The 22,880-nt window shown below is 72.1% G+C and carries 14 protein-coding genes; 9 read left to right on the forward strand and 5 right to left on the reverse strand.

Annotated features, from left to right (window positions below):
* The first annotated feature begins 247 nt into the window (after positions 1–247).
* The 4 genes from OG242_RS28540 (at position 248) to OG242_RS28555 (ending at position 6,243) form a co-directional block, all read left to right on the forward strand.
* Entirely contained in the window at positions 248–2,314 is a 2,067-nt protein-coding gene (locus tag OG242_RS28540) for a phosphocholine-specific phospholipase C (protein ID WP_405900876.1), read from the forward strand.
* Positions 2,315–2,450: 136 nt separating this feature from the next.
* Entirely contained in the window at positions 2,451–3,743 is a 1,293-nt protein-coding gene (locus OG242_RS28545; RefSeq protein WP_405900877.1) for a cytochrome P450, read from the forward strand.
* Positions 3,740–4,993: a cytochrome P450 gene (locus OG242_RS28550; protein WP_405900878.1), complete on the forward strand. Its 1,254-nt coding sequence runs from the start codon at positions 3,740–3,742 to the stop codon at positions 4,991–4,993. The genes OG242_RS28545 and OG242_RS28550 overlap by 4 nt, the downstream gene beginning before the upstream one ends.
* A 242-nt stretch (positions 4,994–5,235) precedes the next feature.
* Positions 5,236–6,243, forward strand: coding sequence for a LacI family DNA-binding transcriptional regulator (locus OG242_RS28555; RefSeq protein WP_405900879.1), 1,008 nt, complete (start codon positions 5,236–5,238; stop codon positions 6,241–6,243).
* Positions 6,244–6,315: 72 nt separating this feature from the next.
* Here the strand turns inward: OG242_RS28555 and OG242_RS28560 are convergent, their stop codons facing one another.
* The 5 genes from OG242_RS28560 to OG242_RS28580 all read right to left on the reverse strand — a co-directional run bounded on the left by OG242_RS28560 (position 6,316) and on the right by OG242_RS28580 (position 14,334).
* Positions 6,316–8,559: a glycosyl hydrolase family 95 catalytic domain-containing protein gene (locus tag OG242_RS28560; protein ID WP_405900880.1), complete on the reverse strand. Its 2,244-nt coding sequence runs from the start codon at positions 8,557–8,559 to the stop codon at positions 6,316–6,318.
* Positions 8,556–10,532, reverse strand: a complete 1,977-nt coding sequence (locus OG242_RS28565; RefSeq protein WP_405900881.1) for a beta-galactosidase — start codon at positions 10,530–10,532, stop codon at positions 8,556–8,558. The genes OG242_RS28560 and OG242_RS28565 overlap by 4 nt, the downstream gene beginning before the upstream one ends.
* Positions 10,533–10,575: 43 nt before the next feature.
* Positions 10,576–11,547: a carbohydrate ABC transporter permease gene (locus tag OG242_RS28570; RefSeq protein ID WP_405900882.1), complete on the reverse strand. Its 972-nt coding sequence runs from the start codon at positions 11,545–11,547 to the stop codon at positions 10,576–10,578.
* The gene (locus tag OG242_RS28575; protein WP_405900883.1) at positions 11,544–12,626 is read right to left on the reverse strand and encodes an ABC transporter permease; all 1,083 of its coding nucleotides are present in this window, start codon (positions 12,624–12,626) and stop codon (positions 11,544–11,546) included. Before OG242_RS28575 ends, OG242_RS28570 begins: the two co-directional genes overlap by 4 nt.
* Before the next feature lie 100 nt (positions 12,627–12,726).
* Positions 12,727–14,334, reverse strand: a complete 1,608-nt coding sequence (locus tag OG242_RS28580) for an extracellular solute-binding protein (RefSeq protein WP_405901752.1) — start codon at positions 14,332–14,334, stop codon at positions 12,727–12,729.
* A gap of 522 nt (positions 14,335–14,856) precedes the next feature.
* On the opposite strand from OG242_RS28580, the gene OG242_RS28585 reads away from it, so the two are divergent.
* The 5 genes from OG242_RS28585 (at position 14,857) to OG242_RS28605 (ending at position 22,846) form a co-directional block, all read left to right on the forward strand.
* The gene (locus OG242_RS28585; RefSeq protein ID WP_405900884.1) at positions 14,857–17,721 is read left to right on the forward strand and encodes a glycoside hydrolase family 3 C-terminal domain-containing protein; all 2,865 of its coding nucleotides are present in this window, start codon (positions 14,857–14,859) and stop codon (positions 17,719–17,721) included.
* A 58-nt stretch (positions 17,722–17,779) separates the two neighbouring features.
* Positions 17,780–20,074: an alpha-xylosidase gene (gene yicI, locus OG242_RS28590; RefSeq protein WP_405900885.1), complete on the forward strand. Its 2,295-nt coding sequence runs from the start codon at positions 17,780–17,782 to the stop codon at positions 20,072–20,074.
* A gap of 159 nt (positions 20,075–20,233) precedes the next feature.
* Positions 20,234–20,821, forward strand: a complete 588-nt coding sequence (locus OG242_RS28595) for a TetR/AcrR family transcriptional regulator (RefSeq protein WP_405900886.1) — start codon at positions 20,234–20,236, stop codon at positions 20,819–20,821.
* A 62-nt stretch (positions 20,822–20,883) separates the two neighbouring features.
* The gene (locus OG242_RS28600) at positions 20,884–22,071 is read left to right on the forward strand and encodes a GDSL-type esterase/lipase family protein (protein WP_405900887.1); all 1,188 of its coding nucleotides are present in this window, start codon (positions 20,884–20,886) and stop codon (positions 22,069–22,071) included.
* 43 nt (positions 22,072–22,114) lie between these two features.
* Positions 22,115–22,846, forward strand: a complete 732-nt coding sequence (locus OG242_RS28605; protein ID WP_405900888.1) for a GNAT family N-acetyltransferase — start codon at positions 22,115–22,117, stop codon at positions 22,844–22,846.
* The last annotated feature ends 34 nt before the right edge of the window (positions 22,847–22,880 follow it).

The raw sequence follows: 22,880 nt of genomic DNA on the forward strand, positions 1-22,880 counted from the left end.
CCTCGCGCTGGGCGGGCCGATGCCGTCAGGCGGGGAGTCGGCAAGTCCGACGGGCGGGTTCCTGCCCGATCCGGGCAGTTTGCGGGGCGCCCGGGGAATGGACCCCGCCCCGGTGGGTAGGTTCGCCGACTGTTCCGCCCGGCGTCACTCCGTGCACATGGCAAGGGTCTTACCCGGAGCCCGCCGGGTCTGGAACACTCCAGTCGCTTCCCACCCCACATCCCCCCACCCGCGAAGGCCCCCACCCATGGCAGAAATCGACCGCCGCCGGCTTCTGAAGCTCGCCGGGGGCTCCGTCGCCCTCACCGCCCTGTCGGGCAGCATCGCCCGCGCCGCGTCCCTTCCGGCGCGGGGCGGCAAGGGCACCATCGAGGACGTCGAGCACATCGTCGTCCTGATGCAGGAGAACCGTTCCTTCGACCACTACTTCGGGACGATGAAGGGCGTACGCGGCTACGGCGACCCGCGCCCCGTCACGCTGCCCAGCGGGAAGCCGGTGTGGCACCAGGCGGACGCGGCAGGCAAGGAGGTGCTGCCCTTCCGGCCGCCGGCCGACGCGCTGGGCATGCAGTTCCTCCAGGACCTCAACCACGACTGGGCGGGCGGCCACCGGGCGTTCAACAAGGGGGCCTACGACCGGTGGGTGCCCGCCAAGACGGCGACCACGATGGCCCACCTCACCCGGGACGACATCCCGTTCCACTACGCGCTCGCCGACGCGTTCACCGTGTGCGACGCGTACCACTGCTCGTTCATCGGGTCGACCGACCCCAACCGGTACTACCTGTGGAGCGGTTACACCGGCAACGACGGCGCCGGCGGCGGGCCCGAGCTGGGCAACGACGAGGTGGGGTACGGCTGGACGACCTACCCGGAGCGGCTGGAGCAGGCCGGGGTCTCCTGGAAGGTGTACCAGGACATCGGCGACGGGCTGGACGCCGCCGGCTCCTGGGGCTGGATCGGTGATGCGTACCGGGGCACGTACGGGGACAACTCGTTGCTGTACTTCAACAGTTACCGCGACGCCGGGCCGGGCGACGCCCTGTACGACAAGGCGCGCACCGGGAGCGATCTGAAGAACGGGGGCGGGCTGCTGGACGACCTGAAGGCCGACATCCGGGCCGGGACGCTGCCCTCGGTGTCCTGGATCGTCGCGCCCGAGGCATACAGCGAGCACCCCAACTGGCCCGCGAACTACGGGGCCTGGTACATCGCGCAGGTCCTCGACGCGCTCACCTCCGACCCGGAGGTCTGGGGCCGCACCGCCCTGTTCATCACGTACGACGAGAACGACGGCTTCTTCGACCACGTCGTGCCGCCGTTCGTCCCGTCCGGGCCCGCGCAGGGGCTGTCCACCGTGGACACCGCCGCCGACTACTTCCCCGGCGACCTGCGGTACGCGGCGGGGCCGTACGGGCTGGGCCAGCGCGTGCCCATGACCGTCGTGTCGCCGTGGAGCACCGGGGGTTACGCCTGCTCCGAGGTCTTCGACCACACCTCGGTCATCCGGTTCATGGAGCGGCGCTTCGGTGTGCACGAGCCGCACATCTCGCCCTGGCGGCGGGCCGTGTGCGGCGACCTCACCTCCGCCTTCGACTTCCGGCGCAGGGACGCCTCGGAGCCCGAGCTGCCGTCCACGGCCGCGTACGAACCCCCGGACGGCGACCGGCACCCCGACTACGTGCCGGTTCCGCCCACCACCGGGGCGGTGCCGGTCCAGGAGCCGGGCTCGCGGCCCACCCGCCCGCTGCCGTACGCGCCTTTCGTCGACGGTGCCGCCGACGCGGGCGCCGGGACCTTCCGGCTCACGTTCGGCGGGGGCCCGGAGGCCGGGGCCCAGTTCCTCGTGACGTCCGGCAACCGCACGGACGGGCCCTGGACCTACACCGCCCACGCGGGCGCGTCGGTCACCGACACCTGGAACACCGCGTACTCCCAGGGCGTCACCGACCTCACCGTCCACGGCCCGAACGGGTTCCTGCGCTCCTTCCGCAGTCCAGGCAAGACAGCGGGGCCACAGGTGACGGCTCGTCATGTTGCCGCTGTGGGAGGCCTCGAACTGACCCTCACGCACGCCGGCACCGGAACCGCCCGGCTCACCCTGCGCAGCGCAGGCGCCTACGGGGGCGAGGTCCGGACGGTCACCGTGCGCGCGGGCGCGACCGTCAAGCACACGCTGGACCTGCGGCGCAGCAGGCGCTGGTACGACGTCACCGTCACGAGCGACGCGGACGACACCTTCCTGCGGCGCTTCGCCGGGCACGTCGAGACGGGCGAGCCCGGAGTGAGCGACCCCGGACTGCGGACGGGGTGAGGCCGGCCGACGCGACCGTCCACGGTTCGGAATTGATCGCGATCGACCGGCTTACGTCACACAAACTCCTTATAGTGAACGAGTGTTGATCGCGTGATCTTGACGCGTGCAGTCGTCGCCACAGGAGTCAGGATTCATGACGCGCCCTTCCCCGGCAGAGTCCGCGCCGGCCTCTCCGGCCGCCCCCGCCGGCTGCCCGGCACACGCCGGCGCCGTGCCGCTCTGGGGGCCCGGCTTCCAGGCCGAGCCCCAGACCGTCTACCGCGGCATGCGGCGCGACCACGGGCCTGTCGTGCCCGTCGAGCTGCCGGGCGGCTTCCCGGCCTGGCTGGTCATCGGGTACCGGGAGCTCCACCGGGTCACCAGCGACGGGGAGTTGTTCCCGCGCGACGTCGGCCTCTGGAACCAGTGGCCGAACGTCCCCGACGACTGGCCGCTGCTGCCGATGGTGGGGCGCCCCATGCCGTCCATCTACTTCAGCGCGGGGGAGGAGCACCGGCGGCACGTCCGGATGGTCGCGCCCGCGCTCGAAGGGGCCGACCCGTTCCGCATCCGCGGCCACTGCGAGCAACTGGCCGACCGGCTGATCGACGACGTGTGCGCCCGGGGCACCGCCGATCTCGTCGCCGAATTCTGCGAACCGCTCCCCGTGCTCGTCCTCGCCCGCCTGATCGGCTTCCCCGACGAGGAGGGCGCCGCCATCGCCCGGGTGCTGAAGGACCTGGCCGACGGCGGTCCCGAGGCGCAGAGCGCCCATCTGCGCTTCGGTGAGCACATGGCGCGGCTGCTGGCCGCGAAGCGGGCCGAGCCGGGGGACGACGTGACCTCCCGGATGCTCGACTTCCCCGAGGAGTTCACCGACGAGGAGTACACGCTCGACCTGATGGCCGTCACGGCCGCCGGGCACCTGCCCACCGCCGACTGGATCAGCAACTCCGTACGGCTCATGCTCACCGAGGACGAGTTCGCGCACTCGATGGCCGGCGGCCGGCGAAGCATCGGCGAGGCCATGAACGAGGTGCTGTGGGAGGACACCCCCACCCAGATCCTGGCCGGCCGCTGGGCGGCCCGCGACACCCAGCTGGGCGGGCAGCGCATCCGGGCCGGGGACATGCTGCTGCTCGGTCTCGGCGCGGCCAACACCGACCCGCTGATCCGCCAGGGCCTGTCCGGCCCGGGCCCCGCCCAGGGCGGCAACGGCGCGCATCTGGCCTTCAGTCACGGCGAGTACCGGTGCCCGTTCCCCGCCCAGGAGATCGCCGAGATCATCGCCAGGACCGGCATCGAGGTGCTGCTCGACCGGCTGCCGGACCTCCGGCTCGACGTCCCGGTCGAGAACCTCGTCCGGCGGCCCTCCGCCTTCCTCCGCGGCACCACCGCGCTCCCCGTCCGGTTCACCCCCGTACGCACGACAGGAGATCTCTCGTGAACTGCCCCCACGCCGCACAGGCGGCGGCCCAGAGCGGCGCGACCGTCGTCATCGACCCCATGGTCCAGGACCTGGACGGCGAGACGGTCCGGCTGCGCGAGGCCGGGCCGCTGGCCCGCATCGAGCTCCTCGGCGTGCCGGCGTGGACCCTCACCCGGCACGCGGACGCCCGGCGGCTCCTGGTGGACCCGCGGCTGGTGAAGGACATCAACGCCTGGGGGCTGTGGCAGAGCGGTGAGGTGACGCACGCCTGGCCGCTCATCGGCATGATCGACGCCGGGCGGTCGATGTTCACCGTGGACGGCGCCGAGCACCGCCGGCTGCGGACCAAGACCTCGCAGGCGCTCACGCCCCGCCGGCTCGAAGCGATACGCCCCGACATCGAGAAGTTCACCGCGGAGCTGCTGGACGCGCTGGAGGAGGGCGGCCGGGACGGGGCCGTCGTCGACCTCAAGTCGGTGTTCGCCCAGCCGCTGCCCATGCGGGTCGTCGGCATGCTGATGGGCGTCGACCCGGCGGAGAACGCGATGCTGACCCGTCAGTACAAGGCGTTCTTCTCCATGCTCACCCCGCAGGACGAGCGCCTCGCGCTCCTCGCCGAGCTGGACGTCTTCTACGCCGGACTCGTACGGGAGAAGACCGCGCGCCCCACCGACGACCTGACCTCCGCGCTGATCCTCGCCGAGGAGGGCGGTGAGCCGCTGACCGAGGAGGAGGTGATCGGCAACCTCAAGGCGATGGTCGCCGCCGGGCACGAGACCACGATCGGGCTCATCCTCAACGCCGTACGCGCCCTGCTGGCCCACCCGGACCAGCTGCGCATGGTCCTCGACGGCGAGGTCTCCTGGGACACCGTGATCGAGGAGACCCTGCGCTGGGACACCCCGACCACCCATCTGCTCATGCGGTTCGCCACCGAGGACATCCAGGTGGGCGACGCCGTCATCGCCAAGGGCGAGGGCGTGGTGATCTCGTACCGGGTGATCGGCCGCGACCCCGAGCAGCACGGCCCCGACGCCGAAGCCTTCGACATCACCCGTTCCACCCCGATCCGGCACATGACCTTCGGGCACGGCCCGCACATCTGTCCCGGCGCGGCCCTCTCCCGGGTCGAGGCGGGCATCGCCCTGCCGGCGCTCTTCGCCCGCTTCCCGGAGCTGCGGCTCGCCGTGCCCGACGCGGAGCTGCGCAACCTCCCGGTGATGACGCAGAACGACATGGAGTCCTTCCCGGTCCTGCTCGGCAACTGAGCCGGTGCGGCCGGGAGGAGGATGACGGGCATATCGTTGCGGTAGCCGGGAGCGCCTTTGTGTGTCGAAGCGCTTCGACAGTGGTCTGGACATGCTGTCGTGGCAGAGCTAGGCTCGCGCTGTCTCTCCATGTCCCAGGTGGAGGGAGCGGAGTCGAAGCGCTTCGCCACATCTGACCGGAAGCGCCGGAGCAGACCGGTTTCGCCTGCCGGGTCCGACGACGTCCCGTGAGGGAGAGCTGAATGGTCACCCTGGCCGAGGTCGCGCAGCACGCCGGAGTCTCGGCGAGCACGGTGAGCTACGTCCTCAGCGGGAAGCGCTCCATCTCCGTCGCCACCCGCGCGCGCGTCGAGCAGAGCATCCAGCAGCTCGGCTACCACCCCAACGCCGGCGCCCGGGCACTCGCCAGCAGCCGGTCGAACATCATCGCGCTCATGGTGCCGCTGCGCACCGACATGTACGTGCCCGTGATGATGGAGATCGCCATCGCGGTCGCCACCACCGCCCGCACCCACGGCTACGACGTCCTCCTCCTCACCGGCGAGGAGGGGCCCGCCGCGGTGCGGCGGATCGCCGGCAGCTCGCTGGCCGACGCGATGATCCTCATGGACGTCGAACTGCACGACGAGCGCCTGCCGTTGCTGCGCGAGACCGACAGGGCCGCCGTGCTGATCGGCCTGCCCGCCGACACCACCGGGCTGACCTGCGTGGACCTCGACTTCGAGGCGACCGGGGCACTCTGCGTGGAACACCTGGCCGGCCTCGGACACCGCGAGGTCGCCGTCATCGGCGAGGCCGCGGCGGTGTACGAGCGGCACACCGGGTTCGCCGAGCGGACGGTCGACGGCGTACGCGCCAAGGCGCAGGAGACCGGTGTGCGCGTCCTGCACCGGCCGTGCGAGGGCGGGTACGCGGCGATGGCCCAGACCCTGTCGCGGATATTCGACGAGCGCCCCGGCACCACGGGCTTCATCGTGCAGAACGAGGCGGCGGTCGAGCCGCTGCTCAACCTGTTGCGGCAGCAGGGCCGGGCCGTGCCCGAGGACGTCTCGGTGGTCGCGATCTGCCCCGAGCAGGTGGCCGTCCAGGCGTCCGTGCGGCTCACCTCCGTCGCCATACCGGCCCAGGAGATGGGGCGCCGCTCCGTCGAGCAGGTCGTCGCCAAGCTCTCCGGCCGGGGCACGGACGAAGTCGAGCTGCTGGCGCCAGAGCTGACGGTACGGGAGAGCACCGGGCCCGCCCCTGCGTGACCGCGGGGGCCGGCCCGTCGGGCGCGCGGGCCGGCCCCCGCGCCATGGCCGTCCTCCCAGGCGTGGGGAGTGCTACCGCGGCCGCAGTTCCAGGACGCGGTCCACACCGGCCGTCAGCTCCAGGTACGCCGAGGGGGACCCGGCGGAGGCTTCGGCGAGGGCGCTGCCGTCGCCCGTACGGACATCGACCCGGGCGTCACGCGTCGGACGCAGGACGGCCGTCGCGGTGCCGTCGGCCGACCAGCGCAGGTCGAGGGAGGCACCGAACCGCGTACGCACACCGCGCAGTTCACCGCCCGGGCAGCCCGTGAGCGGTGCGGGCAGCAGGATCAGCCGGTGCGGGGCCGACTGCACGAGTGACTCGATCACGGCGGCGGGCAGGGCGTGCGCCGCGTCCGCGTTGTACACGTTGCGGGACGGGTAGTGGGCGCTCATCAGCGAGTCGTGGAAGAAGTCGCCCGCCAGGACCGACCGGACCGCCGCCGAGGCCCGTGCCCCGTCCCGCAGCCGCGCCGCGATCAGCGCGTGGTGCAGATGGCCGTGGGCCGAGTCGTTCTCCGCGCCCCGCAGTTCGAGCGCCCGGTGCGCGGCGGCGGCGAGCCCGGGCGTGTCGTACGGGTTGATCGCGTCCAGCGGCCACACCGGGTACAGGTGGCTGAGGTGGCGGTGGTCGTACGTCTCCGCCAGCCCCGGCCACGCCCACTCGGCGAGCGCGCCGTCCTCGTTGACCCGGTAGTCCGCGAGCCGGTCCGCCAGGGCCAGGCGGCGCGTGGCGGCCGGGTCACCGGGGCAGCGGTCCGCCGACGCGGTGAGCGCGTGGCGGGCCGCCGCGAGGTCCATCGTCGCGTCGACCGTGCCCCAGCTCGCGTTGGCCGGACGGTTCTCCGGCGAGTAGGAGGGCACCACGGCCACCCGCCCGTCGGGGCCGGTCCTGGTGAGGAAGTCCTCGTAGAACAGAGCCGTTTCGTGCAGGGCGGCGGTCAGCCGGGGGTCCTCCGCCCCCGTCGTCTCCGCGTGCTCGACCAGCGGCTCCAGGAGCCAGTCCGCGCCCGCCGTCCACAGGTGCAGCGGGTAGGCGCGCTGGTAGTGGCGGGTGTGCCCGGACTCGCCGTCCGTGTGCGACGGGGCCACGATGCCGCGCGCGCCGAACACCGCCCGCGCGTTGTCCCGCCAGTCCGCGAGCTGCCCGTACACCAGGGCGGCGTGGGCCTCGGACACCTCCGGCAGCGCCGCAGCGGCGGCCGAGGAGATCTGGAGGTTGAGGTTGGCGTTGGTGGTGAACGCCCCCGACCACGCGGTGTCCCAGTCGCCCGTCCACAGCCCGGTCAGCCGGGGCGGCAGGTCCCCGGACGCGGACAGCAGGTGGTAGCGCCCCGCCGCGCACAGCCGCTCCAGGAGGGCCGGGCTGTCCGGCCGACGAGCCAACTCGGATCCGGGCAGCGATCGTTCGGCCGGGTCCGCGTCCAGGGTGAGCGCGGCCCGCTCGAACGCCGGGCGGTGCAGGGCGACATGGCGGGCGAGCAGCGTGGCGTAGTCCTCGCCCGGGAGCGCGGCGCACTCCGCCGCCAGGTCGAGGTGGCCCGCGTGCCGGCGCACCCGCGTGAGCAGCAGCAGGCTCCTGGCGCCCTCGACGCGGACGCCCTCGCCCGCCACCGACACCCGCCCGCCCTCCGTGCGGAGCACCGTCACACCCGTGTACGCCAGGTCGCTGTCCGGGTAGCCCGCGCGCAGCGTCAGCCGGGCGCCCTCCGGGGTCAGCACGGTGCTCCGCCCGACGGCGAGACGTGGCGGGGCGCCGGGCAGGGCGTGGTCCAGGGTCACATCGGCGGCGAGCCCCGGCCCCGTGACGTACTGGACGATCACGTCGTCCGCGCGCGATACGTGGACCCGGCTGCGCCACGTCTCGCAGGCGGCCGTGATCTCCCCGGTGGCGAAGTCGACCGACCGGCGGTAGCCGGAGGCCGGGTCCGCCACCGGGGCGCTGCCGGGGACCGGCCGGACGCGGGTCTGGAACGCCGGGTGGAAGGGCTGTACCCACACCAGGGGCCGGCCCGCCCCGAAGCCCTCCGCCGCCCGGGTGTCCCCGGAGAGCAGGGCGCTCTGCAGCCGGTCGAGCCGGTCCGCGAGCTCGGGCGGGCCGAGGTGTTCGCTGCCGTTGGGCCGCACCAGGCTGTGGTGGTTGACGACGACCCGGTCGTCGGCCGGGTCACCGTACACCATGGCCCCGTGCCGCCCGTTGCCGCCGAGGAAGGCGTCCTCCCAGCGGGCGGCGGGGCGCGGCTCCCAGGTGGAGTCGATGTCGGTGCGTCCGGTCATGGCGTGGATCTCCGCAGTACGGCGACGCCGTACCGGCCGAGCGCGATCCGGTCCGTCACGAACCGCCCCGTCAGCAGGTCCTCGTACGAGCCCGGTACGGCCACGGTGACCATCTCGCGCCGGTGGTGCAGCAGGAACAGCAGATCGCCCCGGCGCACCGCCTCCACCCCTTCGGGCAGCCCGGCCAGGACCGGCTCCACACCGGCCTCCCGGACCACGTCGGCCAGGAGCGCCCGCAGCGCCGGCGGCTCCGGAAGCGTCGACACGTACACCGCGCGGCCCCGGCGCAGCACGGCCGGCAGCCCGGTGAGCTCGCCCTCGCGGTAGGCCGCCAGGACCTCGGCGTCCTCGGCCGCCTCCAGCTCCTCCGACCAGAGGGTGCCCCGGAAGCCGTCGCACTCCACGGCGGCGTCCGCGTCCAGCGGCCACCACTCGTGCAGGGTGGCGATCCCGAACAGCTCGCGCAGCCGTGCGTCCATCCCGCCCGGCCTGATCCGGTCGTCCGCGTCCGCGATGCCGCTGAAGAAGCCGCACACCAGCCGCCCGCCACCGCGCACGTACGCCACGAGGTTGTCGACCGCCGCGTCGTCGAGCAGGTAGAGGTGCGGGACGACGACCGCCTTGAACCGGCTCAGGTCGGCGTCGGGGCGGGCGAAGTCCGTGGGTGTGCCGTTCTCCCAGAGGGCCCGGTGCCAGCGCCGCACCACCTCGGTGTAGTCGAGGAGCGCGGACGGACGGCCCTCCTGCGTGCCCGCCCACCACGCGTCCCAGTCGTGCAGCACCGCCACCTCGGCGGCCACACCCGTACCGGACACGGCCGGGCCGACAGCGGCGAGTTCGGTGCCCAGCTGCCGGGTCTCGCGGAAGGCGCGGCCCTGCTCACCGGCGTGGCCGAGCATCGCCGAGTGGAACTTCTCCGCGCCCTGCCGGGACTGCCGCCACTGGAAGTAGCAGACCGCGTCGGCGCCGCGCGCCACGGACTGGAGCGACCAGAGGCGGTTCAGCCCCTCCGGCTTGGGCTGGTTGACGGGCCGCCAGTTCACCGCGCCGGCCGCCTGCTCCATCAGCATCCACGGGCCGCCGGCCTGCGAGCGGGTCATGTCGGCGAGCATCGCGTTGTACTGCCCGCCCTGCGGGTCGCGCGGGTCCGGGTAGACGTCGACCGAGACGATGTCCTCCTCGGCCGACCACGCCCAGGCGTCCTGCCCCGACCACAGCGGCATGAAGTTCGTCGTCACCGGGACGTGCGGGGTGTGCCGGGCGACGATGTCCCGCTCGGCGGTGAAGCACTCCAGCAGCGCGTCGGACGTGAAGCGCTTGAAGTCCAGCACCTGGGCGGGGTTCCTCATGTACTGGGCCCTGCGGGGCGGCAGGATCTCCGTCCACGCGTCGTAGCGCTGGCTCCAGAAGGCCGTTCCCCACGCCTCGTTGAGGGCGTCGAGCGTCCCGTACCGGCTCTGCAGCCAGCGGCGGAAGTGCCCGGCGGTCTCGTCGCACCAGCAGTGCGTGCAGTACTCGTTGTTGATGTGCCACACGGTGAGCGCGGGGTGCTCCGCGTACCGTGCGGCGAGGTCGTCGGTGAGCGCGGCGGCGTACCGCCGGTAGACCGGGGAGCTGGCGCAGAACTGCTGCCGCGAGCCGTACCAGACGATCGACCCGTCCTCCGCGCGCGGCAGGGTCTCCGGGTGCCGCGCCCCCATCCAGGGCGGCGGGGACGCGGTCGGGGTGGCGAGGACGACGCCGATCCCGTGCGCGTGCATCAGGTCCATCAGCCGGTCCAGCCAGTCGAACTCACGGGCCCCGGGGCGGGGTTCGATGCGAGCCCAGGAGAAGACGCCGAGGGTGACGGAGTTGACGCCGGCCTCCTTCATCAGCCGGACGTCGTCCTCCCACACCTCCTCGGGCCACTGTTCGGGGTTGTAGTCGCCTCCGAAGAGGATGCGGCCACGTGCTGCGTCGCGCAGGGACGGCATGGCGTCTCCCGTTCCTTACCGGTGATCTGCGTACAAGTGCGGTTCAGCCCTTCACGGCGCCGGTGAGCATGCCCTTCTGGAAGTGCTTCTGGACGAACGGCGACAGCACCGCGACCGGGATCAGCGCGAGGATCATGACGGCCATCTGCACGGAGAGGCTGTTGATCTGCCCGTTGCTGACGGCCGCGCCCATCGCGCCCGGCGGCACCTGGTGCTGGAGGACCAGCTGACGCAGGATCATCTGGAGCGGGTACTTGTCGCTGTCCTGGATGTAGAGCATCGCGTTGAACCACTGACTCCAGTAGCCGACCGCGTAGAACAGCGAGATCACGGCGATCACCGCACGGGACAGCGGCATGATGATCTGGAGCAGGATGCGCCACTCGCCGGCCCCGTCGATACGGGCCGCGTCGATGAGTTCGGGCGCGGTGTCCATGAAGAAGCCGCGCAGCACCAGCACGTTGAAGACGCTGATCGCGCTCGGCAGGATCATCGACCAGTAGCTGTCGCTGAGCCCGATGCCGGTCACCAGCAGATAGGTCGGGATGAGACCGGCGCCGAAGAACATGGTCGCCATCAGCGTCATGAGCAGCGGGCGGTGCGCGTAGGAGTCGCGGCGGCTGAGCCCGTACGCGCAGAGGATCGAGACGACCATGCTGACGGTCGTACCGACGACGGTGAGGCCGACGCTGACGGCGGCCGCGCGGGTCACCGCGCCCCCGCTCAGCAGCTCCTTGTACGCGACGAACGTGATGTTCTTGGGCCAGACGACCAGGCCGCCCGCGTCGTTGATGGTCTTGGTGTCGGAGAGGCTGGTCACCAGCACCACCCAGATCGGGATGATGATGACCGCGCAGATCGCGACGAGCCCGAAGCCCTTGAAGGCGAGGCCGGCCTTGGTCGGCTCCTCCTCCCACACCGGGCGCGGCTCGATCCGCAGGGCGCGCTGGAGGGGCGATTCGGCGCGGGCGGCCGGGGCCGCGGGGTTCCTCTTCTCGTCCAGGAGAGTTGTCATTTCTTGGAGTACACCCCCTGCTCGCCCAGCATGTGGGCGACCTTGTTGGCACCCAGCACCATGGCGACGCTGAACAGCCCCTTGAAGATGCCGGCGGCGGCCGCGTAGCCGAAGTCGCCGGTCTTGATGCCCGTCCACCAGATGTAGGTGTCCAGGATTTCCGAGGCCCCGGCGCCCACCTGGTCGCGCTGGAGCAGGATCTGCTCGAAGTCGAGGTTGAGCGCGCTGCCCACCCGCAGGACGAGCAGCAGGGCGATGACCGGGCGCAGCGCGGGCAGCGTGACGTGCCACATGCGGCGCCAGCGTCCGGCCCCGTCGACGGCGGCGGCCTCGTACAGGTCGGTGTTGACGGCGGCGAGCGCGGCCAGGAAGACGATGACGCCCCAGCCGGCGTCCTTCCACACGGCCTGCGCACTGACCAGGAACTTGAAGAAGCCCGGGTCCGTCATCAGGTCGAAGCCCTCGTGGCCGTGCTCGCGCAGCCACTGGGCGACGAGTCCGGCGCCGCCGAACATCTGCTGGAAGACGGTGACGACGAGCACCCAGGAGAAGAAGTGCGGCAGGTAGACGATCGCCTGCACCCAGGCCCTGACCCGCGCGCTCATGATCGTGTTGAGCAGGAGCGCGATGGCGATCGGGATCGGGAAGAACAGGACCAGCTGGGTCACGAAGATGACCAGCGTGTTCACGAGGACTTCCCAGAACCGGTAGTCGTCGAAGATCCGGGTGAAGTTGTCGAACCCGACGAACGGGCTGCCCGTGATGCCCAGGTCGTAGACGTCGTAGTCCTGGAAGGCCACGATGTTCCCGAGCAGCGGGATGTAGTTGAAGACCAGCAGCAGCGCGATGGCCGGCAGCGTCATCAGGATCAGGGTGCGGTCGCGCCGCAGCCTCTGACGCCAGGTGATCCCGTCCTGTTCCCTCCGTGGCCCGGGAACGCCCCCGGCCCGCGGCCTGCCCGTCCGGGCGCTCCTCGTCTCCCCGCCGTCGCCGTCCCCGGCGCCGCTCCCGCCGGCCGGGGCGCTCGCCCCGTCGGCGGTGCGGTCCGGGTCGGCCGCGACCGTGGCCCGTGCCTTCACCGTGTGCTCCCCATGTCGTGCTCCTGGCCCCGGCCGCCGGGCTGTGTGTACCCGGCGGCCCTTTCCTTCTCGTACGTACGTGTGGCGTGCCGCGTACGCGTCAGCTGCCGGAGCCGCTCTTGTCGAGAATGTCCTGGTACCAGTCGCGCAGCTTGTCGCCGCCGCTCTTCTTCCAGGTGTTCACCGCGTCCTCGATGTCGCCGACCTTCTTGCGCCCGCGGCGGATGTCCTTCTGGAGGTCGTCGAAGGGGGTGTACAGGGAGGCGTAACGCTGCGGTTCGACCACCTGCATGCCGAAGAAGAGGGGCTTCTTGATGTTCGGCGCCTGGCGCGCCATCCAGCCGGCGTAGTCCTTGGCCAGCTGCGGCTGGTCCGGGTAGGCGATGGAGGTGGGCGGTGAGGCCAGGAACAGGAACGTGGAGGGCTGGGCTTCCTCGATGCCCTGAGTGGTGTACGTCGGGGCCCCGTCCTTGATGGTGTAGTGGGTGCCCTTGACGCCGTAGTTGGTGAGCATGAACTCCTCGGTGCCGAACGGCGCCGCCGCGTAGTCGGCGATCGCGAGGAACTCCTCGATCTTCGCCTTGGGGAGCTTCTTGCTGAGGAAGGTGAAGATGCTGGCCGGGTCGGACTGCCACAGGGTCGGCTTGCCGCCGTCGGCGCTGAAGAAGTCGAGCGCCTGCATGTCGAACCCGGGGTTCGCGGCCGCCTGCTCGGTGACCATGCCCTTCCAGCCACCGGTGCCGTCGTTGTACATCACGGTGTGACCGCTGGTGAAGCGGATCTTGGCGTCGGCGTCCTTGTTGGCTTCGGCGTCCGGGTGGACGTACCCGCCGTCGTGGAGCTTGCGGGCGAAGGCCAGCGCCTCGCGGTACGCCTGCGTCTCGATCTTGTGGACCAGCTTGCCGTTCTCCAGCTGCCAGTAGTGCGGCGCGTCGGGGAGCACGCCGAAGATCATCTGTATGCAGACCCACAGGTCGTCGAAGGCCCACACCTTCTTCCTGGGGGCCGTGTACTCCTTGCCGAAGGCCAGCAGGTCGTCCGCGCTCGCCGGGACGGCGCCGGAGCCGATCAGGTCCTTGCGGTAGAAGATCGCGTTGCCGATGATCGGCGTCGGCATCGGCAGGCCGCGCAGCTTGCCGCCGAAGACCGAGTACTGCCAGGCACCGGTCGGGATGTTGGCCAGGTTCGGGTACTTCTTGACGGCGTCGCCCGCCAGATACGGGGAGAGGTCGGCGAACTTGGCGGTGATGGCGTTGCGGATCTGCCCCTGCATGTTCCAGCCGGGGATCGTCATGACGTCCGGGATGTCCGAGCCGGCGAGGACCGCGCCGATCTTGTCCTGGTAGGTGTTGCCGTCCTGCGGGTCGAAGTTCAGCGTCGCGCCGACCGCCTTGTTCACGGCCGTGTAGTACGGGTTGTTCTTCTTCGGGACCGTGCCCCACAGCGGGGTCATCACCCGGAACTCCGAGCCCTTGCCCGGCACCGACTTGACCGAGACCACCAGCGGGTCCGGCAGCTTGGTGAAGCCGGGGCTCGAACCGTTGACGCCGGGGACATCGGGCTGGACCAGGTCCAGCGGCACATAGCTCGGCACGACCTTCTTGAGGGCCTTGCCCGTGGTCGTGCCCTCCTTGCTCCCTGACCCGGAGCCGGAACCGCCGCACGCGGCGAGCAGCGGCACCCCACCGGCCACGGCGACGGCCGCCACCGCGCCCGTGGCGAGGAAGCTTCTCCGGCTCGGGGCCGTGGAGGAGGGGGAGGAATTCGGCGTCATTGCGTCAACCCTTCGAGGCGCACCAGGACGACACGCGGCGGGGCGACCGCCGTTCGGTTCCTGTGTCTGAGGTGGAGCGTTGCTGGCTGAGCCGGTGTCACCGGCCCCAGGTGAAGCGGTTCAACTGGGAGGCGGCAGAACGTGTCGCCGTCCCGGGAAATGCTGGGCGCCGGGCGCCCCATCGAAGCTCCGTCGAAGCGCTTCGATGTTGCAGCGAGGTTAAGTGAAGGGTCTGTGTGGCACAAGAGTTCGTTGCCGGATTCCTCCGAGGCGTTTCCGAACCGTTTCCTGGGACGGCCGGGGCGTGGTGCGCGTACGGGTCGGCCACCGCCCCTTGACAGGCGCCGGGTTGGCCGTTGAGCATCGAAGCGCTTCGAAAGATCGTCCGCGGCTCCTAGGGGCCCGCACGATGCGCCGGCACCGCCAGACCTCCCACCTTTGAAGAAGGACCCGCACGTGACGGAACAACCGCAGCCCTTCCGCGACCCGCGGCTGCCCTTCGCCAAGCGCGTCGACGATCTGCTCCAGCGGCTCACGCCGGACGAGCGCGTCGCGATGCTGCACCAGTTCGCACCGGCGGTCGACCGGCTCGGGCTCGCCGCCTTCCGCACCGGCCAGGAGGCCCTGCACGGCGTCGCCTGGATGGGACAGGCCACTGTCTTCCCGCAGGCCGTCGGGCTCGGCGCCACCTGGAACGACCACCTGGTGCGCCGGATCGGCAAGGCCGTCGGCGACGAGGTCCGCGCCAAGCGCGCCCAGGACGACCGGGTCGGGCTCAACGTCTGGGCCCCCACCGTCAACCTGCTGCGCCACCCGCTGTGGGGGCGCGGCGAGGAGGGGTACTCCGAGGACGCCGGGCTCACCTCCGCCATCGCGGTCGCCTACACCCGCGGCCTGCGCGGCGACCACCCGCACTACTGGCGCACCGCCCCGGTCCTCAAGCACTGGCTCGCCCACAACAACGAGACCGACCGCGACACCTCGTCCTCCTCGGTCCGCCCGAGGGTGCTGCACGAATACGACCTCAAGGCCTTCCGCGACGCCGTCCGCGCGGGCGCGGTCGCCGGGGTGATGCCCGCGTACAACCTGGTCAACGGCCGCCCCAACCACGTGTCGCCACTGCTCTCCCGGCACCTGCGCACCTGGACCGAACAGCCCCTGGCCGTCTGCTCCGACGCGGGTGCGCCGACCAACCTGGTGGATTCCGAGCACTACTTCGACACCCACGAGGAGGCGACCGCCGCCGCCCTGCGCGCCGGCGTCGACAGCTTCACCGACCACGGCCAGGACCCCTCCGTCATGACCGGCCGCATCCAGGGCGCCCTCAAGCGCGGCCTGCTCGACGAGCACGACATCGACACCGCCGTCCGCCGCCTGCTCCACATGCGCTTCGCCCTCGGCGAGTTCGACCCCGGCCTCGACCCGTACGCGGACACCACCGCCCTCGACACCGAGGAGCACCGGGCGCTCGCCCTGGAGGCCGCCGAGCAGGCGGTCGTGCTCCTCAGGAACGACGGGCTGCTCCCGCTCGACCCGGACACCGGCCGGACCGTCGCCGTCGTCGGACTCCTCGCGGACGCCTGCAAACTCGACTGGTACAGCGGCACCCTGATCCACCGCTCCACCCCGCTCGACGGACTGCGCGAGCGCTTCGGCGCCGACCGGGTGATCCACGCCGAGGGCGCCGACCTGGTCCGCGTCAAGTGCGCGGACGGCTGGCTGCACATCCCCGCCGCGGACCCGGCCGGGGACGCGGCGCGCGGCGCGGAGGGCGCCCTCGACCCGGCGCTCCTCGCGGGCCGCACCGACCTGCCCCCGCTGACCTGCTCCGGCACCCCGTCCGAGCTGGCGGTCGTGGACTGGGGCGGCGGTGTGATCACCCTGCGGGAACCGGAAGGCCGCTACCTCTCCGTCGCCGAGGACGGCTATGTACGCGCCTCCGCGGACGAGCCGGGCGGCTGGATCGTCCAGGAGACCTTCCGGTGGGAGGCGGTGGAAGGTCATGCCGGCGGTCACCGCCTTCTGCACATCGGAACGGGTGGGTATGTCTCAGTCGCCGCCGACGGCCTGAAGGTTGCCGCCCCGGGCGAGAAACATTCGGCGGCCACCGGCACCGTCTTCGAGACCGAGGTGACCGAGCGCGGCGAGGACGCCGTCGCCCGCGCCGCCGCTGCCGCCGACACCGTGATCGTGGTCGTCGGCAACGACCCGCACATCAACGGCCGCGAGACCGAGGATCGCGCCACCCTGGACCTGCCCGCCCAGCAGGAACGCCTCTGGCGCGCCGCCCACGCCGCCAACCCGCGCACGGTCCTGGCGGTCACCTCCGCCTACCCGTACGCCCTGGCCGACGCCGCCGCCACGCTGCCCGCGCTGCTGTGGACCGCGCACGGCGGCCAGGCCGCGGGCACCGCGCTCGCCCGCGTCCTCGCCGGCGACGTCTCCCCGGCCGGCCGGCTGCCACAGACCTGGTACGCCTCCGACGCGGAACTGCCCGGCCTGCTCGACTACGACATCATCGGCTCCCGGCAGACCTACCTCTACTACGACGGCGCCCCGCTCTATTCGTTCGGCCACGGGCTCACCTACAGCGACTTCACGTACAGCGACCTGACCGCCGTACGCGAGGGCGACCTGCTGCACGTCTCGCTGACCGTCACCAACACCGGCACCGTCGCCTCCGACGAGGTCGCCCAGCTGTACGTACGGGCCGTGGCCCCGTCCGTCACCCGGCCGCTGCGCCAACTGGCCGGCCACCGCAGGCTGCACCTGGCACCCGCGGCCGCCGAGCGCCTCGCGTTCACCGTGCCGGTCGAGGAGCTCGGCCACTGGGACGTGGCGCACGGCCGCTGGACCGTCGAGCCCGGCGCGTACGAGATCCAGGCGGGCGCCTCCAGCACGGACATCCGGACCGTCACAGTCGTCACCGTCGACGGCGAACCGGCCGGGCCGCGCCCGCTCCTCACCCGGGGTCTGGAGGCCGCCGACTACGACGAGCAGCTGGGCACCGAGATCGTCGACCGGGCGAAGACGGACGGCGACTCGGTCACCGCCACCGCCGAGGCCAACGAACTCCTCTACCGGCACTGCGACTTCGGCGCCCGTACGAGCGGCGTCGAGGTCTGCGCCTCGGGTGAGGGGGCCGTCCTGGTCACCGTCGACGGCACCACCGTCACCGTCCCGGTGCCCGCCACCGACGGACCGTACGACTACCGCACCCTGCCGGCCGGGCTGACGGCCTCCGGCGTGGGCGACCTGCGGATCACCCTGCGCGGCACGGTCCGGCTGGCCCGGCTCGGCTTCACCGGGGCCGGCGAGTGAACCGCAGCGCCGCGCGTCCCCCCGTCCCCCCTCCAGCTGCCCCAGGCAAGGAGTCCGCATGAAGTTCACCGACGGCTTCTGGCTCATGCGTGAGGGCGTACGCGCCTCCTACGCGACCGAGATCCGCGATCTGCGCGTCAGCGCCGACCAGTTCACCGCGTACGCCGCGGTCAAACGGGTGGCCGCACGCGGCGACACCCTCAACACCCCGCTCATCACGGTGGACTGCTTCTCCCCGGCCGAGGGGATCATCGGCGTCCGCACCACGCACCACGCCGGAAAGGCCCACCGGGGACCGGACTTCACCCTTCCCGGGCTCGACCCGGCGGCCTCCGGGGCCCGCACCCGGCAGGACGGCGGGGTCACCGAACTCACCAGCGGACCGCTGACGTTGCGCATGGACGCCGACGGCCCCTGGGGCATCACCTTCCTCGACGCCGACGGGCGCCGCCTCACCGGCGTCGACACCAAGGGCACCGCCTTCGCCACCACACCCGACGGCGCCCACCACATGGTCACCCAACTCGCCCTGGAAGTGGGTGAGAACGTCTACGGGCTCGGCGAGCGCTTCACGCCGTACGTCAAGAACGGCCAGAGCGTGGACATCTGGCAGGCCGACGGCGGCACCAGCAGCGAACTCGCCTACAAGAACATCCCGTTCTACCTCTCCTCGCGCGGCTACGGCGTCTTCGTCAACCACCCGGGCAAGGTCTCCTTCGAGGTCGGCTCGGAGTCGGTCGGGCAGGTGCAGTTCAGCGTCGAGGACCAGTCGCTGGAGTTCTACATCGTCGCCGGCCCCACGCCCAAGGAGGTGCTGGCCCGCTACACCGCGCTCACCGGCCGTCCCGCGCTCCCGCCGGCCTGGTCGTTCGGCCTGTGGCTGACGACGTCCTTCTGCACCTCGTACGACGAGGCGACCGTCACCTCGTTCGTGGACGGCATGGCGGAACGCGAGATCCCGCTCTCCGTCTTCCACTTCGACTGCTTCTGGATGCGCGAGTACCAGTGGTCGGACTTCCTGTGGGACCCGGACGTCTTCCCCGACCCGGAGGGCATGCTCGCCCGGCTCAAGGAACGCGGGCTGCGGATCAGCATGTGGATCAATCCGTACATCGCCCAGAAGTCCGCTCTGTTCGCGGAGGGTGCCGAACTCGGCCACCTGGTCCGCCGCCCCAACGGCGATGTGTGGCAGTGGGACCTGTGGCAGCCCGGCATGGCGCTGGTCGACTTCACCAGCCCCGCCGCCCGCGAGTGGTACACCGGTAAGCTGCGGCTGCTGCTCGACCAGGGCGTCGACTGCTTCAAGACGGACTTCGGCGAGCGCGTCCCGACCGATGTCGTCTGGCACGACGGCTCGGACCCCGAGCGGATGCACAACTACTACGCGCAGATCTACAACAAGACGGTCTTCGAGCTCCTGGAGAAGGAACGCGGCCACGGCGAGGCGATTCTCTTCGCCCGCTCGGCCACGGCCGGCGGCCAGCAGTTCCCGGTGCACTGGGGCGGCGACTGCTTCGCCTCGTTCACGGCGATGGCCGAGTCCCTGCGCGGCGGCCTGTCCCTCTCGCTCTCCGGGTTCGGCTTCTGGAGCCACGACATCGGCGGCTTCGAGGGCACCCCGGACCCCGCCGTTTTCAAGAGGTGGCTGGCCTTCGGCCTGCTCTCCTCGCACAGCCGGCTGCACGGCAACGTGTCCTACCGGGTGCCGTGGGAGTTCGGCGAGGAGGCGGTGGACGTCGCCCGGAAGTTCACCCTGCTCAAGCACCGGCTGATGCCGTACCTGTACGGTGCCGCCGCCACCGCCCACCGCACGGGCATCCCCATGATGCGGCCCATGCTCCTCGAATTCCCCGGTGACCCGACCACTCGCATGCTGGACCGGCAGTACATGCTCGGCCCCGACCTGCTGGTCGCCCCGGTCTTCACGGAGGACGGGCAGGTCGAGTACTACGTCCCCGAGGGCACCTGGACCCACCTCCTCACCGGCGAGACGGTCACCGGACCCGTCTGGCGCCACGAGACCCACGGCTTCGACAGCCTGCCGGTCCTCGTCCGCCCCGGCGCGGTCCTGCCCTGGGGCGCCGACGACCAGCGCCCGGACGGCGACTGGCTCGACGGCCTCACGCTGCGGGTGTTCGGCGGGGGTCCCGAGGGGGACGGCCCCGAGGGGGGCGGTACGACCGTCACCGTGCCGGACCACGCGGGTGCCACGGCCGCCGCCTTCCGGGTGGCGCGCGACGGCGACACCCTGACCGTCACCTCCGAGCGCATCGACCGCCCGTACCGCGTGGTCGACGAGGCGACGGGGGCCACGGGGGAGGGAACGGGGACGGTGACGGTACGGGGCGCGTGACCGGTTGAGCCGAGGCGGGGCGGCACGAGGGGTCCGTGCCGGCCCGCCTCCGCGCGTGCCCCCGCCGACGCCGGGTCGCCAGCTTCCTTGAGGCATTCCGAAGTTGCCTAAAGGTCTTAGGCAGGCGCATGATGGCCTTCACCGGACGAGGAGGCGACCATGGTGCGTGCGGGCCTGACCGCGGAACGCCTGACCAGGGCGGGCGCCGAGCTGGCGGACGAGGTCGGCTTCGACCGGGTGACCGTCTCGGCGCTCGCCCGGCGGTTCGACGTCAAGGTCGCGAGCCTCTACTCGCACCTGAAGAACTCCCAGGACCTGAAGACCCGGATCGCCCTGCTCGCCCTGGAGGAGATGGCCGACCGGGGGGCCGCCGCGCTCGCGGGCCGGGCCGGCCGGGACGCGCTGAGCGCCTTCGCCGACGTGTACCGGGACTACGCCCGCGAGCACCCCGGCCGTTACGCCGCGGCCCAGACGAGGCTGGACCCCGAGGCGGCCGCCGCCAGTGCGGGCGGCCGGCACGCGCGGATGACCCGGGCCATCCTGCGCGGCTACGACCTGACCGAGCCGGACCAGACCCACGCGGTGCGGCTGCTCGGCAGCGTCTTCCACGGGTTCGTCAGCCTGGAGGCCCAGGGCGGGTTCAGCCACAGCGCCCCCGACTCGCAGGAGTCCTGGAACCGGTCCCTGGACGCCCTGGACGCCCTCCTCCGCAACTGGCCGGCGCCCCGGTCCCAGGGCCTGTGTTGAGTTGTGGCGCGGCGCCACAACTCAACACAGGCCCCAGTAACCCCACGACCCCAGGTGGAGCCATGAGCACCGACACGCCCGCACCCCTCCCGTACACCACGCCCGTCACCACCGACCTGCTGCGCGGCGCGCTCGACGTGGAGCGCACCGACGTCGGGCTGCTCCCGCACCGCCTGCCCGCCGCGGCCCGCGCCCAGGCCCCGGACGGGCAGATCGCCCTCGCCGAGGCCCAGCCCTCCGGTGTGCGCCTGGTCTTCCGGACCCGGGCCACGGTCGTCGAACTGGAGGCGCGGCGCACCCGCACCGCCTACGAGGGCGTCCCGCCGAGGCCCGACGGTCTGTACGACCTGCTGGTGGACGGGGTCCTCGCCGGCCAGGGCTCGGCGAGCGGGGGCAACGTCCTCGATGTCGACATGTCCACCGGCTCGACGGAGTTCCGCTCCGGGCCGGTCGGGACCGTGCGGTTCGACGGCCTCCCGGACCGCGAGAAGGACGTGGAGATCTGGCTGCCGTACAACGAGCGCACCGAACTCGTCGCCCTGCGCGCCGACGCACCCGTCGCACCCGCCCCGGACACGGGCCGCAAGGTGTGGCTGCACCACGGCAGTTCGATCAGCCACGGCTCCGACGCCGCGAGCCCCACGGCCACCTGGCCCGCGCGTGCAGCCCTGCTCGGCGGTGTCGAACTGGTCAACCTCGGGCTGGGCGGCAGCGCCCTGCTCGACCCCTTCATGGCCCGCGCGATGCGGGACACGCCCGCGGACCTGATCAGCGTCAAGATCGGCATCAACCTCGTCAACGCCGACGTGATGCGGCTGCGCGCCTTCGCCCCGGCGGTGCACGGCTTCCTCGACACCCTCCGCGAAGGCCACCCGGAGGCGCCGCTCCTGGTGATCTCGCCCGTCCTGTGCCCCATCCACGAGGACACTCCCGGACCCAGCATCCCCGACTTCAGCCGCCTCGGTGAGGGCAAGGTGCGCTTCGCGGCGGTGGGCGACCCCGACGAGCGAGCCGCCGGCAAGCTGACGCTCCGCGTCATCCGCGACGAACTGGCCCGCCTGGTGGCGGAGCGTTCCGCGGACGACCCGCACCTGCGGTACCTGGACGGCCGCGAACTGTACGGCGAGGCCGACGCCTCCGAACTCCCGCTCCCCGACGCCCTCCACCCGGACGCCGCCACCCACCTCCGCATGGGCGACCGCTTCGCGGTGCTGGCCTTCGGGGAGGACGGCGCGTTCGCCGGGCCGTGAAAAGGGGTACGGCCCGGCGGCCCGGCCGGGGGAGAATCCGGTGATGATCGACGATCCGCTGATGGCCAGGGCCCGCCGCTTGTGGGAGACGCTGTCCGGTGGCCCCGTCCCCTTCGCCCCGGACGGCGGCCCGGTCGTCGTCACGGCCCCGGCGTCCGCGCTGTGCCCGCCCGGCTGGGTGGGCTCGGTGCTCCTCGGTGACGCGGCGCTCGTCACGGCGCCCACCGACGAGGTGGCGGACGCGGTGCGCCGGGCGCTGAAGGACGAACCGGGGATGCTCGTCGAGCCGGGCGCGATCGCGCGGGCGTTGCCGGTCGCCGACGTGCTGGGCCCGGCGACGCTCGCCTGTCTGTCGCCCGACGGCTTCCGGCCGTACGAGCCCCCGGACGTCACCGTCGCCACCCTCCCCGCCGGTGACCCGGAGCTGCTGAAGCTGCTCGCGTCGGTGAGTGAGGAGGACGCGGGGGAGTGCGGGCTCGACGAGATCACCTCGCCGGCCTTCGTCGTACGGGAGGCCACAGGGCTGGTCGCGGCGGCCGGGTACCGGGACTGGCCCGGGGAGACCGCGCACCTCTGTGTGCTGACCGCACCGCAGGCCCGGGGCCGGGGCCTGGCCCGCGCGGTGGCGTCCGCCGCGACGGACCACGCCCTCGCGGCGGACCGCCTGCCCCAGTGGCGGGCACGGCCGGAGGCCTCACGGCGCGTGGCGAGGGCGCTCGGATACCGGGAGCTGGGACGCCAGTTGAGCTTCAGGTTGCGTTCGGGTCCGCACTGAGCCCCCGTAACGCCGCCGGACCGGCCCCCGAAGC

It is taken from the genome of Streptomyces sp. NBC_00727, from assembly GCF_045161745.1.
Classification (GTDB): Bacteria; Actinomycetota; Actinomycetes; order Streptomycetales; family Streptomycetaceae; genus Streptomyces.

What these genes read in the sequence shown, in the direction of transcription:
- OG242_RS28540 (WP_405900876.1), top strand. Translation starts at nt 248, where the DNA reads ATGGCAGAAATCGACCGCCGCCGGCTTCTGAAGCTCGCCGGGGGCTCC.
- OG242_RS28545 (WP_405900877.1), top strand. Translation starts at nt 2,451, where the DNA reads ATGACGCGCCCTTCCCCGGCAGAGTCCGCGCCGGCCTCTCCGGCCGCC.
- OG242_RS28555 (WP_405900879.1), top strand. Translation starts at nt 5,236, where the DNA reads ATGGTCACCCTGGCCGAGGTCGCGCAGCACGCCGGAGTCTCGGCGAGC.
- OG242_RS28560 (WP_405900880.1), bottom strand. Translation starts at nt 8,559, where the DNA reads ATGACCGGACGCACCGACATCGACTCCACCTGGGAGCCGCGCCCCGCC.
- OG242_RS28565 (WP_405900881.1), bottom strand. Translation starts at nt 10,532, where the DNA reads ATGCCGTCCCTGCGCGACGCAGCACGTGGCCGCATCCTCTTCGGAGGC.
- OG242_RS28570 (WP_405900882.1), bottom strand. Translation starts at nt 11,547, where the DNA reads ATGACAACTCTCCTGGACGAGAAGAGGAACCCCGCGGCCCCGGCCGCC.
- yicI (WP_405900885.1), top strand. Translation starts at nt 17,780, where the DNA reads ATGAAGTTCACCGACGGCTTCTGGCTCATGCGTGAGGGCGTACGCGCC.
- OG242_RS28595 (WP_405900886.1), top strand. Translation starts at nt 20,234, where the DNA reads ATGGTGCGTGCGGGCCTGACCGCGGAACGCCTGACCAGGGCGGGCGCC.
- OG242_RS28600 (WP_405900887.1), top strand. Translation starts at nt 20,884, where the DNA reads ATGAGCACCGACACGCCCGCACCCCTCCCGTACACCACGCCCGTCACC.
- OG242_RS28605 (WP_405900888.1), top strand. Translation starts at nt 22,115, where the DNA reads ATGATCGACGATCCGCTGATGGCCAGGGCCCGCCGCTTGTGGGAGACG.